The 13,620-nt window shown below is 69.1% G+C and carries 8 protein-coding genes; 6 read left to right on the forward strand and 2 right to left on the reverse strand.

Annotated elements, in window-relative coordinates; all coding sequences use genetic code 11:
• Positions 1–33: 33 nt before the first annotated feature.
• Positions 34–1,080, forward strand: a complete 1,047-nt coding sequence (locus ACN469_RS16175; protein ID WP_498768859.1) for a phytoene/squalene synthase family protein — start codon at positions 34–36, stop codon at positions 1,078–1,080.
• On the forward strand, positions 1,080–2,990 hold the full coding sequence (locus ACN469_RS16180) for a 2,3-oxidosqualene cyclase (protein WP_498768861.1): 1,911 nt from the start codon (positions 1,080–1,082) through the stop codon (positions 2,988–2,990). Before ACN469_RS16175 ends, ACN469_RS16180 begins: the two co-directional genes overlap by 1 nt.
• 1 nt (position 2,991) lies before the next feature.
• Here the strand turns inward: ACN469_RS16180 and ACN469_RS16185 are convergent, their stop codons facing one another.
• Positions 2,992–5,061, reverse strand: a complete 2,070-nt coding sequence (locus ACN469_RS16185; protein WP_498768863.1) for a lipoxygenase family protein — start codon at positions 5,059–5,061, stop codon at positions 2,992–2,994.
• Between the two features lie 214 nt (positions 5,062–5,275).
• On the opposite strand from ACN469_RS16185, the gene ACN469_RS16190 reads away from it, so the two are divergent.
• The 4 genes from ACN469_RS16190 (at position 5,276) to mxcH (ending at position 12,278) form a co-directional block, all read left to right on the forward strand.
• Entirely contained in the window at positions 5,276–7,303 is a 2,028-nt protein-coding gene (locus ACN469_RS16190) for a lipoxygenase family protein (protein WP_498768865.1), read from the forward strand.
• A 20-nt stretch (positions 7,304–7,323) separates the two neighbouring features.
• A complete protein-coding gene (locus ACN469_RS16195) occupies positions 7,324–8,760 on the forward strand; it encodes a cytochrome P450 (RefSeq protein ID WP_498768867.1) in 1,437 nt (478 codons plus the stop codon).
• Positions 8,757–9,602 carry a fatty acid desaturase family protein gene (locus ACN469_RS16200; RefSeq protein ID WP_498768869.1) on the forward strand — a complete coding sequence of 282 codons (846 nt, stop codon included), beginning with the start codon at positions 8,757–8,759 and terminating at the stop codon, positions 9,600–9,602. The genes ACN469_RS16195 and ACN469_RS16200 overlap by 4 nt, the downstream gene beginning before the upstream one ends.
• A gap of 168 nt (positions 9,603–9,770) precedes the next feature.
• Positions 9,771–12,278: a TonB-dependent siderophore myxochelin receptor MxcH gene (gene mxcH / locus ACN469_RS16205; protein WP_498768870.1), complete on the forward strand. Its 2,508-nt coding sequence runs from the start codon at positions 9,771–9,773 to the stop codon at positions 12,276–12,278.
• 58 nt (positions 12,279–12,336) lie between these two features.
• Here the strand turns inward: mxcH and ACN469_RS16210 are convergent, their stop codons facing one another.
• On the reverse strand, positions 12,337–13,560 hold the full coding sequence (locus tag ACN469_RS16210) for a DUF4374 domain-containing protein (protein ID WP_498768872.1): 1,224 nt from the start codon (positions 13,558–13,560) through the stop codon (positions 12,337–12,339).
• Between the last annotated feature and the right edge of the window lie 60 nt (positions 13,561–13,620).

A 13,620-nucleotide genomic window follows, 5' to 3' on the forward strand; every position in this document is an offset into this window, starting at 1 on the left:
TCATGGACACGACATGACGCAGTGGAGGAAGCCATGGTTGCTCTCGAAGAGTCGTTCTGCCGAACGGTGCTACCCCAGGTCTCCCGGACGTTCGCCCTGAACATCCCCCTCTTGCCGGAGCCCCTGGACCTCGCCGTCACGGTGGCCTACCTGCTCTGCCGCATCGCGGACACGCTGGAGGACGAAACCCGTCCGAAGTTCCAGAAGGAACTGTTCGAGGAGCTGGCGAGCCTCGTGGAGCTCAAGCCGGGCTGGGAGGCGCGCGCCCAGTCCTTCGCCCGCCGGACGGGAGCCGAGCTGCGCGAATCCGCTCCCCAGGCGGAAGCAGAGCTCATCGCGGGGACGCCCACGGTGCTGAAGACCCTGGCCTCGCTCCCCTCCTGGGTCCATCCCCACGTCGAGCGGTGCGTGCGCATCATGAGCGACGGAATGGTCCAGATTCAGCGGCGGTACGGAGACACCGGTCTTGTCCTGGGACTGCCCGACCTCCGGACGACCTTCGAGTATTGCTACTACGTGGCGGGGGTCGTGGGCGAGATGCTGACGGGGCTCTTCGTCGCCTGCTCGCCGCGCATCACTCCGGCGCGGCAGGCCGTGCTCGAACCGAGGGCCACCGCCTTCGCCAGGGTCTTGCAGCTCACCAACATCCTGAGGGACGTGCGCCAGGACCTGGACAACGGCAGGTGCTGGCTGCCGCTGGACCGGATGGCCGCCCATGGACTGGGGCCCGCCACGCTGGCGCTGCCGAGCCACCGCGCGCGCGCCATGGCGTTGCACGCGGAGCTGGTGGCCGTGGCGCGCCGCGAGCAGGACGCCGCCTTCGAATACTCACTGGCGTGTCCACCCGAGGAGCCCGGCCTCAGGCTGTTCTGCCTGTATCCCTTCCTCCTGTCGGTGCTGACGCTCAACGTGGTGGACGGAAACCCCGCGGTGTTCGACCCCAAGCCCGTGAAGCTCGGCCGGGATGCGGTGCTGAAGGTGATGCTGCTCGCGCAGGAGCGGGTGGCCTCTGATGCGGCGCTGCGCGCGCTCTACGAGGAATGCTCGCGAGGGCCCCAGGGAGTGGAGGCGGTGAGGTGATGCGACAGGCCCGCGAGGTGCTTGCCCGGACCCAGGAGACGGATGGCTCCTGGAAGGGTGACTACAGCGGGCCCCTCTTCTTGAGTCCGGTGTATGTGGCCGGGCTGTATGTGCTTGGACGGGCTCCGGACACACGCACCCGGGAGGGGCTGCTCGCCCACGCTCGCGCCCATCAGAACGAGGACGGCGGCTGGGGGCTGGACGTGGAGTCTCCGAGCCTCGTCTTCACGACGGTGCTCAACTACGTGGCGCTGCGGCTGCTCGGCGTCGAAGCCGAGGACCCGGGCCTCCTCCGCGCGCGGGCCTGGTTCCTGCCTCGGGGCGGTCCGCTGGGCAGCGGCTCCTGGGGCAAGGCCATCCTCGCCCTGCTCGGACTCTACGAATACGACGGGCTCGCTCCCACGCCCCCGGAGCTGTGGCTGTTGCCGCGCGCGCTGCCGTTCCATCCATCGCGCCTGTGGTGCCACTGCCGCATGGTGTACCTGCCCATGGGCTGGCTCTATGGGCGCCGGGCGCGCGCGCAAGAGACGCCCTTGCTGACCGAGCTGCGGCGCGAGCTGTATCCCCTGCCCTACACGGACGTGGACTGGAAGGCGTCACGCAACCGGGTCGCCGCGACCGACGTCTACACCCCGCGCGGTGCGTGGCTGCGCGCGGTGAATCGCGTGCTCGGGCTCTACGAGCGACTGCACTCCAAGAGGCTCCGCGCTCGCGCGCTGGAGGAGTCGCTGGCGCAGATTCGTGGCGAGGACGAGGCCACGCACTTCATCTGCATCGGGCCCATCAACAAGGTGCTCAACGCCGTGGTCTGGCATCTCGCCCGGCCCGACGGCCCCGAGGTGCGCGCCCATCTGGAGCGCCTGCCTGACTATCTCCAGCACTCCACGGGGGGCGTGACGGTCAACGGCTACAACTCCTCACAGCTCTGGGACACCGCGTTCGCGGTCCAGGCGCTGGTGGCCTCGGGCCAGGAGGAGGCAAGGGCCACGCTCGCACGCGCGGCCCGCTTCCTGGAGTCGGAGCAGGTGATGGAGGACTCTCCGCGCCCCGAGCGCTATTTCCGTCATCCAAGCCGGGGGGGCTGGCCCTTCAGCACGCGCGCCCACGGCTGGCCCATCAGCGACTGCACGGCGGAGGCGGTGAAGGCGTGTCTGCTATTGGAGCCGCTGGGGCTCAACCGCGTGCCGCGCGAGCGACTGGCCCAGGCCGTGGAGTTCATCCTCTCGCTCCAGAATCGCGACGGGGGCTGGGCCACCTACGAGCCGACGCGAGGCCCTCGCTGGTTGGAGCGGTTCAATCCCTCGGACGTATTCGCCGGCATCATGGTGGACGCCAGTTTCGTGGAGTGCACGTCCGCGTGCATCCAGGCACTGGTCGCATGGCGAAGGGCCCAGCCCGATGCCCCGGTGAACCCGGCCATCGCGCGCGGCCTGGAGTTCCTGCGCCGCGTACAGCGGCCGGACGGAGGCTGGGAGGGCTCGTGGGGCGTGTGCTTCAGCTATGGCACGTGGTTCGGGGTGACGGGCCTCGTCGCAGGTGGCGCTCGGCCTGGAGACCCCGCGCTGCGCCAGGCGGTCCGCTTCCTCGAGGAACACCAGCGCGCGGACGGATCCTGGAGCGAGACCATCCAGAGCTGTCGTGAGCGGCGCTGGGTGGACGGGCCCACGGGACATGCGGTGACGACGTCATGGGCGCTGCTGTCACTGGTGGCCGCCGGAGAGGGCGACTCGGAGGCCATGCGCCGGGGCGCGGCCTGGCTGCGCGCGCGACAGGGAGCCGATGGCCGGTGGCCACGGGAGCCGCTCGCGGGCGTCTTCAGTCGCACCTGCGCCATCCACTACGACACCTATCTGCGCATCTTCCCGCTGTGGGCGCTGTCCCTCGCGGGGCGGGAGGAGCACCGAGGATGAGCTAGATGTTGATGCGCGAGCTGACCGTGCGGATGTCCAGGCCCAGCGCGGAGAACTCGGCGGCGTGCGCGCGCAGCAGCTCCACGAACCGGGGGTGCACGTCATCCTCCTCGTTCGCCAGGAGGAAGCCGTAGTTCGTCTTGGACAGCATCCACGAAATCCACAGCATCTCCGTGGCCTCCTCCGGAGAGGGCGCGACGTCCAGGTCCGCCTCCGTCGACAGCGCCCCACCCTTCCCCCAGCGCAATCCCAGACACGCGTACAGCACCTCGCCCGCGTCGTCCCACTGGAGGTTGTTGGCCCACGCGTGACGGAAGGTCGCGAAGTAGATGACATACCGACACAGCCGCTTGAGCGACTCCAGCTCCCCAGCCTGGGGGACATCCGTCCACGTCACGGCGCTGACGGCCTTGGACGTGGGCTCCCGCGTCTTCGCGTCCAGGTCCATGCGCTCGGAGCGCACGAACCACGGCGCGGCCTTCCCCGGCACCGTCCCCCGGAGATAGCGACACACGAAGGCCGGCGCGGAGTGCGCCACCAGGTCGTCCGAGAAGCGCCGCACCTCGCGCCACTCGGCCTCCACCGCCGCGCCGTGCTCCGCGAAGAACGCGTCCACGTGTTCGCCCAAGAGCTTCCAGAACAGCCCCGCCGCGCGCGCGTAGCGGTGTCCCTCGCAGACGGGCGGCGCGGGCTCGAAGCCCTTCCAGTCGTAGCTGCCCAGCAGGTGCGACAGGCGCGACTCCACGGCCCGCTCCGTCAGCGCGCTCGCGCGGGTGATGTAGCCCGTGGACCCGACGAGAAAACCGTCGGCGGAGCGGTTGATGAGCACCACCTCGCGCAGGTGCGGCATCAGCAACCAACGCAACGGACTGCGTCGCAGGTTGCGATGCGCGGCGATGGAGTACTGCTCGATGTTGAAGTGACACTGCCCCAGGTGATTGCCCAGCTCGGTGTCCAGCGTCGCGCTCACCCGCGCCATCCGCTTGGCCGCCTCCCAACCGGCGCCATCCTCGGGCGTGAAGCTCCGCCGCGTCACCGGTGAACCAGGGGCCGTCGCCCCGGGCTCCCGCAGGCCCAGGATGATGCGCACCGGCAGCAGCTTCTCCTCCACCAGCCGCAGCCGCACGTCCACATCCGGCAGACAGTGGATGCCGTCCTGCTCGTACGCGTTCCACGGGAAGTAGAGCCGGAACGCCTTCGCCTCGCCGGGCGCCTCCGGATCTTTATCGAGGACGCTGGAGAACATGCCGTTGAGCAGCCGCTCTCCGAAGAAGGCATCCGTGCGCGTGGAGCCCGGCGACTCGCGCTCCATCCGCACCGTCAACGCCTCCGGATAGTCCGCCTGAATCCTGTCCAGCGCCGGGGCCTGCCCCAGCTTCCCCTTGAGAAGGTGCCCGCGCTTGACGAGCTCGATGGGCGCCACCGCCTTCAACATCGCCAGCGCGCGGCCCGGCGCATAGGCCGTGGGCGCAGTCCCCTCCTCCGTCACCAGCAGACGCGCCAGCGGCGTCGTCGGGTCATATTCCCAGTACGGCAGCCGCAGCGTCCCGAAGTCGTGGTGGAACCCCCCATGGTCATCCGGCCCCTGCTCGGCGCCGATGCGCCGCCACGTCTCCACCACCTGCCCATCCGGACGGAACGTGTGCTGCGGCTCGAAGAAGCGGACCTCCAAGTCGGGCAGGTCTCCCACCCCCGCGTCGGCGGGGTCGTAGCGGACCGAAAACCCACCCTCCGGGTCCGTGAAACCCTCACCCAGAAAGTCATCCGGCGCGCCGAAGTCCCGGTCCCACAGCTCCACCTTGATGTGATGCAAGGGTATGGGGCCGCCCGGACCATCCAGCTCGAAAACCAGACGCCCCACCGCCACCGCGGGCAACGTGGAGGTGTCCCGCACGGTGCGACCGGCACGGACCCGAGGTGCGAGCTGACGACTCAGGGCCAGCCGATCCTCGAGCTTCAGCCCCGCGTACCACCGCGCCAGCTCCTCCGCGTCCAGCACTTCATTCCTGTCACTCTCGCGTCCTTTGAACCCGAGAGCGCCCGCCCACCGACGCAGCACCGCGAACATCATCCCCGTCCCCTGCCCCTGGCCTCGGGCCTGTCAGTGCCACCGTCTGTCATCAGCCCAACCTCCACGGGTGTCCCTCACTCATGACAGGGCCACTGGAACCTTCGCCAAATCCGTGCGCTGAGCGACTCCTGCCTCCGTCCGCGGGGAGGGTACCATGGCTTGCAGCACTCGCTTTCCCCGTCCTACGGTCTGCCCCCGTTCCGCAGAGGGTTCCATGACTGTCGAGTACAAGCTCAAGATTCGCACGAGCGCGAAGGTCGGCGCGGGCACGAACGCAGACATCTCCGTCACCCTGGTGGGCACCCAAGGGGAGAGCGGACCGCACGCGCTGGACAAGCGCTTCCACAATGACTTCGAGGCGGGCGCGGAGGATGTCTACTCCGTGAAGGCCACGGACCTGGGCGACCTGGTGCTGCTGCGCTTCACCAACGCGGGGGGCGTCGCGGGGGACTGGCTGCTGGACCAGGTCCACGTCACGGCGGAGGGACGGCAATGGCGCTTCCCCTTCTTCCGGTGGGTGCAGGGCGGCGCCACGGTGGACGTGCTCGAGGGCTCCGCGAAGCTGGCACGGCAGGCGAGCAGCGCGCGTGAGTCGATGGCGCGGCGCGAGCTGCTCAAGCACCGTCAGCAGATGTATCCCTGGCGTGCCGCCTCGGCCACCGAGGGACTGCCCGGCGCGCTCGACTTGAGCGAGACACGGCCGCTACCCAAGGACGAGCTGTACCGGGGACTGACGGAGGGCAGCTACGAGGTCGTCATCGCCAAGACGCTGGCGTCCATCAAGCTGCACCTGCCCATGCTGTCCAACGCGTGGAACGGGCTGGTGGACATCTTCGACTTCTTCAAGGGCCTGGAGGTCCCCCAGCTCTCCCAGCGGTGGAAGGACGACTACGAGTTCGCGCGGCAGGCCGTGCAGGGCATCAACCCGCTGCACATCACGCTCATCCCCAGCGTGCCCCAGGGCATGTCGCTGACGGATGACGACGTGCGCGGCCTCTTGTCGCCCGGCACCACGCTGGCGCTCGCGCTCGACAGCAAGCGCATCTTCCTGCTCGACTTCGAAATCCTCGACGGCATCCCGATGTACCGGAAGCTCGACGAGAAGGGCGTCGAGGAGCGGCGCTGGGCCCCGGCGTCCCGCTGCCTGTTGTACCTGGACGACTCCCGCCAGCTCCGCCCCATCGCCATCCAGCTGGGCCACGACGCCCAGAAGGACCCGGTCTTCACGCCGAACGACGGCGAGTACGACTGGCTGGCGGCGAAAATCTACGTCCGGTGCAGCGAGGGCAACACGCACCAGATGGTGGGCCACGCGCTGCGCACCCACTTCGTGGCGGAGCCCTTCGTCATGGCGACGATGCGCAACCTGCCGGACCCACACCCCGTCTACAAGCTGCTGCGCCGACACTTCCGGTACACGCTCGCCATCAACGAGGGAGCACGCAAGGGCCTGCTCGCCGAGGGTGGGGTGTTCGATGACTTCATCGCCACCGGCGGGCCGGACAAGGGGCACCTCCAGCTGGGCAAGAAGGGGTACCAGCGCTGGAAGCTCTCCGACAACAAGCCCCGTCTGGACTTCGAGCGCCGGGGCGTGCTGTCCCCCGACGTCCTGCCCTACTACCCGTACCGCGACGACGCCCTCCCCTTGTGGGATGCTTTCGAGGAGTACGTCGGAGGAGTGCTCCGGCACTTCTATCGGACCGACGCGGACCTCGAGGGCGACACCGAGATGCAGAGCTGGTGGAAGGACCTCACCGAGCACGGACTGCCCGTCGACAAGCTGCCCTGCCAGGAGCTGCGCCGCGTGGACGACCTGGTCGACATGCTCGCCACCGTCATCTTCACGGTCAGCGTCCAGCACGCGGCGGTCAACTACCTGCAATACGAGCACTACGCCTTCGTACCCAACGCGCCCCTGTGCATGCGCCAGGAGCCGCCCCGTCAAAAGGGCGTCCTGGGCCCGAGCGACATCACCGCCATGATTCCCAGCAAGTCCCAGACGCTCTGGCAGGTCGCCATCGGCCGAGCGCTCTCCAGCTTCGGGGAGGACGAGGAGTACCTGCTGCACGAGTTCGGCTGGCGCGAGGAGTACTTCCAGGAGCCCGAGCTGTTGGCCATCCGCGAGCGCTTCCAGCAGCGCCTGAGAGACCAGTTGGTGGCGGTGAAGGCGCGCAACGCGCATTCCGACGTGCCGTACACCGTCCTGCAGCCCGACAAGATTCCCTGCGGCATCACCGTCTGAGCAGCACCGGAGGCTTCCCCGTGCCAAACCTGCTCTCTCGCGGCCTGTTCAACCTGTTCTTCGGCGGCCGGCGAAAGCCCCTCGCCAGCCTGCCGGGACCACCGCCAGGCATCCTGGGCAACATCGGGGACTTCCTGGGCGTGCAACCCTGGGACGTCTGCGCCCGCTACGCGCGCACCTACGGCCCCGTCACCGTCACCTGGCTGGGGCCCTCTCCCGCGCTGGTGCTCAACGACCCCGACGTCATCCAAGAGGTGCTGGAGACGCGCCGGCTGGAGTTCGAGAAGGGCAACATCGGCGAGCAGATCCGCCACTCCGCCACGGACGACACGCCGTTCACCGCGCAGCAGGGCGAGGACTGGAAGCGCAAGCACGGGATGGACCCGCTGGCGCAGCCCTGGGTCGCCGCGTGGCGCAAGGCCCAGGTGCCGCCGATGCAGGCGGCCATCGCCGAGTCAGTGGAGGCGGTGCTCCACACGCCGTCGCTCGACCTGACGCCGATGCTGCGCAAGCTGACGTTCGACGCGTTCTGCGTGGCCACGGTGGGCGAGAAGCTCCCCTCGTCCGTGTACGACGACTTCATGCTGCTGGCCGCCGCCGCGGATGCGCGCATCCAGGCGAAGCTCCCCCTGAAGTTCGTCTCGGTGCCCAAGGGCTTCGCGGCGGCGAAGGAGCGCTTCTACGGGCTGTTCGCGGACAAGATCCGCGCGGCGCGCCAGGCCCCGGCCGCGCACCGGGTCGACTTGATGTCGTGGACGCTGCGCGAGATGCCGGAGCTGGATGACCAGGTCCACGCGAACCTGCTCGGCTCGTTCTTCTTCGGCGGCGTCTTCTCCGCCAGCACCACCCTCGTCGGCGCCGTCCACCAGCTCCAGAAGTACCCCACCGCCGAGGAGCGCCTGGCGCTGGAGTCCGCGTCGCTGGCGAAGGAGCCGCTGACGCACGAGCGGCTGCTCGGGGCGCCTTGGGGCGAGGCCGTCGCCTTCGAGTCCCTGCGAATCCTCCCGGCCGTCCGCGTCCTCATGCGCCGCTCGCCGGCCACCGAGACGCCGCTGGCGGGCGTCATGCTGCCGCCGGAGACCACGCTGATGATCTCCAACCAGCACCTGCACCGGGACGCGACGCACTGGACGAGCCCTGAGACATTCGACCCGGAGCGCTGGCTCAATGGCGGCGCGGCCAGCAACCCGCTCGGCAGCGGCCACTTCTTCCCGTTCGGCCGGGGGCCTCGGGCCTGCGTGGCCGGAGACTTCGCCATGGTGTTCCTGCGCACGGCGCTGGCGACCCTCGGCGCCCGGGTGCGCGTCCACGTCGATTCGACGGAGCCCTTCGAGGAGGGCTTCTTCTTCGGCGTGGTGCTTCCGAAGGGCGTCACTGGAAAGCTTGTCCCGCGCGAGCGGCAAACCCTCTACCCTCCCCTGGGAGCCTCTCCCCCCTCCGCCGTGGAAACCGCATGACCTTGTTCCGACATCCCAGAGACCGCATCCCCGTCCTGCTGTTCGCCACGGTGTTCGCCCTGGACCTGACGGTCTACTTCACGGCGAGAAGCTGGTGGCTCCCCATCCTCTGGCTCGCCCTCTGGGTGATTCCCAAGGGGTGGATCAGCGCCTGGAACCACCACCACCAGCACGTGCCCATGTTCCGGCACGCGCTGCCCAACCGCTTGCTGGAGGTCGTCTTCGGCTTCCAGACGGGTGTGACGTCCCAGGCGTGGTTCCTCCACCATGTGGTCGGCCACCACCGCAACTACCTGGACCAGCAGAAGGACGAGGCCCGCTGGAAGCGCGATGACGGGTCCACCATGGGAGAGGTCGAGTTCTCCGTCATCAACACGCTGCAGGCCTACCCCCGGGCCTACGCCGTGGGCCGCTCACACCCGAAGGCCCAGCGCCTCTTCCTGGCCATGTGCGCGCTCCAGGTGGCGCTGCTCGGCATCCTGTTCTGGCACAACTGGTACAACGCCCTCTTCGTGTTCCTGCTCCCCATGGTGGCGTCGCTCTACGTCACCGTCTGGGCCACCTACTTCCACCACGTGGGGCTGGAAGCGACGGAGCACTCGGAGGCCTCGTACAACATCGTTCACCGGGGCTACAACCTGATGACCGGCAACCTGGGCTTCCACACCGCCCACCACGCGAAGCATGGCGTGCACTGGTCCCAGCTCCCGGAGCTGCACGCGCAGCTGGCCAAGGACATCCCCAACACCCTGTACCGCCAGCCGGGCATCCCCTTCGTCTGGTCCAACCCGGAAGCGAAGATTGAGCCGGGCGAGTCGGAGCTGGGCGCCATCGTCCAGTGAGCGGGCCTCCTCTCTCCGCGAGCCCAAGGCCCGGGCTCGCGGGCGAGGGAGCAGCCCCCCTGCCCCGGTGGCGGGCCACGCGCCTTGACCACCTCGTCGCAATCCCCGATATCCCCCCGGGCGCGCGATTGATATTGCGTCGCAAAACCAAGTAGTCCGGGATTGCGGATGTTCTCACCGGTCACCTCCCTCGCGCTGCTCCTCTCGGTGGCCTCCCCGGCCCCGTCCACGCCGACTCCCTCCGAGGAGCTCGTTCCCGTCGCCACGGCGGAGGCTCCACCGAGTGACGAGGTCCAGGTGCCTCGGCGCCTCGACAGCGTCGTGGTCCCCTATCCCGAGGCCGAGCAGGCGGCCGGCCGCGAAGGTGAAGTCGTCCTCCGGCTCACGCTCGACGAGCAGGGCACCGTGACGGACTCGGAGGTCGTCCGCTCCGCGGGCGCGGCCTTCGACGAAGCGGTGCGGACCGCGAGCTTCTCCTTCGAGTTCGAGCCCGCGCGCGTCCGGGGCGAGGCCGTGGCGTGCCAGATTGAGCTGGCCCACACCTTCAAGCTCGACGCGCCTCCCGTGGTCCCCGAGGAGCCCGTCGCGGAGCCCACCGCGGCAGCGGAGCCCACGCCCCCTGTCCCCAAGGAGAAGCAGCTGGAGACCACCGTCTCCGCGCGCACGGAGGCGGAGGAGCGGCGCCAGTCCGCCGAGGCCGTGAAGGTCGTCAGCATCCAGCGCGCTCGCTCCCGCTCCGGAGACCTGGGCCAGGTGCTCGCCTCGCAGGAAGGCGTGGAGGTGCGGCGCACGGGCGGGCTCGGCAGCACCGCCCTGTTCGCGCTCAACGGCCTCACCGACGACCAGATTCGCTTCTTCCTGGACGGCGTGCCGCTGGACCTCTCGGGCTATCCCTTCGGCATCGCCAACGTGCCGGTCAACCTGGTCGACTCCATCCAGCTCTACCGGGGTGTGGTGCCGGTGCGCTACGGCGCGGACGCGCTCGGTGGCGCCGTCAACCTCGTCTCCTCTCCCCTGGAAGTGGGCACGCATGGCGCCGTGTCCCTCCAGGGCGGAGCCTTCGGCACCTTCCGCCTCACGCTGGGCGGCGGCTACAAGCCCGCGGAGGAGGGCTTCTACGCGCGGGCCCACTTCTTCGCCGACACCACGAACAACAACTACTCCGTCGACGTCGAGGCCGCGGACGACCGGGGCTCCATCCGTCCCGTCACCGTCAAGCGCTTCCACGACGGCTACGACGCGCTCGGCGGCGGTGTCGAGGCGGGCTACACCGGCCTGTCCTGGGCGGACCGCCTCGTCGTGCGTGCCTTCGGTGCCCGACACGACAAGGAGCTGCAACACAACCTGGTGATGTCGGGCACGCCCTATGGCGAAGCGCGCTACGACTCCGACACGGTGGGCGCGCAGCTGCTCTATGCGAAGACGCTCTCGCCGAGCGCCCGCCTGGAGGTGCTGGCCGGCTACGCGTGGCAGGCCACGAAGCTGGTGGACGTGGCCGAGTGGGTCTACGACTGGTTCGGCAACCGCGTGAATCCACGCGAGGTGCCGGGCGAGCTGGGTGAGAGCCCCATCGACCAGACCGTCTGGCAGAGCTCCGTCTACGGCCGCGTCAACGTGGGCTGGGACGTGGCGAAGCACCAGACGCTGCGGCTCGCCTTCGCGCCGACGTTGATGGTGCGGACCGGTGAGGAGCGGCGCAGGGCCAGCCCCAGCGACCCGGACCGGCTCTCCGCGGAGCGCTCCCAGCTCACCTTCGTCACCGGCCTCGAGTACGAGGTGGACCTGCTCGACGACGCGCTGGAGGTCATCCTCTTCGGCAAGGACTACGTCTACCTGGGCAAGGCCGAGCAGCCGCTGGAGACGGGAGGCTGGCGGAACAAGGACCGCGAGCTGCATCGGCTCGGAGGTGGCGCGGCGCTGCGGCTCCGGCTGGGCTCGCCGCTCTACCTCAAGGCCAGCTACGAGCGCGCCACGCGCCTGCCGCGCCCCGACGAGGTCTTCGGCAACGGCGTGCTCGTCCAGGAGAACCTCGACCTGGAGCCGGAGCACAGCCACAACCTGAACCTGGGCCTCGCCTCCGTGCCGCTGCGCACGAAGCTGGGCAGCTTCCGCGGCGAGCTGAACGGCTTCGCCCGCTTCGCGGACAACCTCATCCTGCTCACGGGAAGAGACCGCGAGTGGAGCTACCAGAACGTGTACGCGGCCCGGATTCTGGGCGTCGAGGCCTCGGCCGGGTGGAGCTCACCGGGTGGACTCTTCAGCCTGGACGCCAACGCCACGGTGCAGAACCCACGCAACGTCTCCGGTGAGGGAACCTTCGGGGCCTTCGAGGGGCGCCGCCTGCCGAACCGTCCATGGCTCTTCGCCAACGCCACGGCGCGGGTGTCCCTGCGAGGACTGGCGCTGGCGGAGGACGAGCTGTCCCCGTTCTGGAGCACGCGCTACGTGAATGGCTTCTTCCGCAACTGGGAGGGCCTGGGCACGGTGGAGTCGAAGGACAAGATCGACACCCAGTTCGTGCAGGCGGCGGGAATCGGCTACCGCGTCCGGCGAGGCAAGCTCACCGCGGGGCTCACCGCCGAGCTGGAGAACGTCACCGACGCGCGCGTCTTCGACTTCTTCGGCGTCGAGCGACCCGGGCGCGCGGGCTGGCTCAAGGGCACGCTCGAGTACTGACTGACACAGGACGACGCGCCCGGCCGCGACGAAGGCCAGGCGCGTCAGGCACGACGGCTCAGCGCACCTTCACGAACTGGTACGCCCAGCCCTGCGTCTCGAAGCGCTTCACCGCCGGGCCGCTGACGCCCAGCTCCCAGATGGCCGTCTTGCTGTAGTCGGCCGTGGGCAGCAGCAGGAAGGTCCGCCCGTCGAGCGTGAAGGCGTAGTAGCCGCCCGCGATGAAACCGAGCCCCTCGACGGGCGCCGCCGTGCCCGCATCCAGATTGACCTGCCACAGCTTCCAGTGCAGGCCGCCGGTGATGTCCGTGGCCTTGGTGTTCTCGTCGATGGTGAGGTTCTCATCGTGGAACACGGCGACGACGCCGGTGCCGTTGCCCAGGTAGCGGAACGCCGCCGTCTGACGGCCGCCCACCAGCGAGGACAGCGAGCGGGTGAAGGCGGTGTCGATGTCCCGCGAGCCGGCCTTGATGCGCACCACGCAGGTGTCGGGCGCGCTCTCCTTGAGGACGGGCGCCGCGGAGCTGAACACCCAGTTGGAGAAGTAGATGTTGCCGGCCTCGTCCTGCGTCGCCACGTCCAGCCCGGGGCACGGCGCGTCCAGCAGCTTCACCAGGCTGTCATCCGTCTTCGAGTAGATGGCGATCTGCGAGGTGGGCAGGAAGTCGAAGTAGGTGCCATCCGTCCAGTAGAACGCCTGGAACACATCGTCACCGCGCACCACGCGGGCGCGGTCATAGCCTGTCTTCACCACCAGGTCCTGGCGCTCGCGGACCAGGCCCGGCACCTCGGCGGGGCCCGAGATTTCCATCGTCGAGGGATTCCAGATGATGCGCTTGGACTCCTCCAGCGACATGTACGCAGTGGTCGAGTCCACGAACTGGTTGAAGTAGAGCGGCGAGGTGGCGAGGCCGTAGTTGGCGAAGCTGATGCGCCCCGCATCCTCCAGCGAGCCGTCGTCCTTCACCGTGTAGCGCGACACCTCGGGCTTCTCGCCCGCGCCGACGAAGAGCATCCCGTCGACGGCGCCAATCGTCGCGAAGCCGGAGTGCTCGCGGGCCTTCGACAAATCCAGCCCGGTGATGTCCAGGGAGTTGAAGACGCTCACGTACGTGGCGCTTCCGGCCTGTGAGAAGACCGACGTGGCCAGGCTGTACACGGGGTCCTTGGTATCGGACGGGCCCGGCGTCTTCTCGTCGTCGTCTCCGCATCCCACCAGGGTGGTGGTGAGCAGGAGCGTGGTGGCGGCGGATGCCGTGGCGAGACGGCGGAGGGTGCGCATGATGGACTCCGTTGAGGGGGATGAAGCGTGGAGGGTCAGGTCGGTACGGAGGCGGGAGCG

Origin of the sequence: Corallococcus terminator, assembly GCF_049194865.1 — a bacterium.
Classification (GTDB): Bacteria; Myxococcota; Myxococcia; order Myxococcales; family Myxococcaceae; genus Myxococcus; species Myxococcus terminator_A.

What these genes read in the sequence shown, in the direction of transcription:
- ACN469_RS16175 (WP_498768859.1), top strand. Translation starts at nt 34, where the DNA reads ATGGTTGCTCTCGAAGAGTCGTTCTGCCGAACGGTGCTACCCCAGGTC.
- ACN469_RS16180 (WP_498768861.1), top strand. Translation starts at nt 1,080, where the DNA reads ATGCGACAGGCCCGCGAGGTGCTTGCCCGGACCCAGGAGACGGATGGC.
- ACN469_RS16185 (WP_498768863.1), bottom strand. Translation starts at nt 5,061, where the DNA reads ATGATGTTCGCGGTGCTGCGTCGGTGGGCGGGCGCTCTCGGGTTCAAA.
- ACN469_RS16190 (WP_498768865.1), top strand. Translation starts at nt 5,276, where the DNA reads ATGACTGTCGAGTACAAGCTCAAGATTCGCACGAGCGCGAAGGTCGGC.
- ACN469_RS16200 (WP_498768869.1), top strand. Translation starts at nt 8,757, where the DNA reads ATGACCTTGTTCCGACATCCCAGAGACCGCATCCCCGTCCTGCTGTTC.
- mxcH (WP_498768870.1), top strand. Translation starts at nt 9,771, where the DNA reads ATGTTCTCACCGGTCACCTCCCTCGCGCTGCTCCTCTCGGTGGCCTCC.
- ACN469_RS16210 (WP_498768872.1), bottom strand. Translation starts at nt 13,560, where the DNA reads ATGCGCACCCTCCGCCGTCTCGCCACGGCATCCGCCGCCACCACGCTC.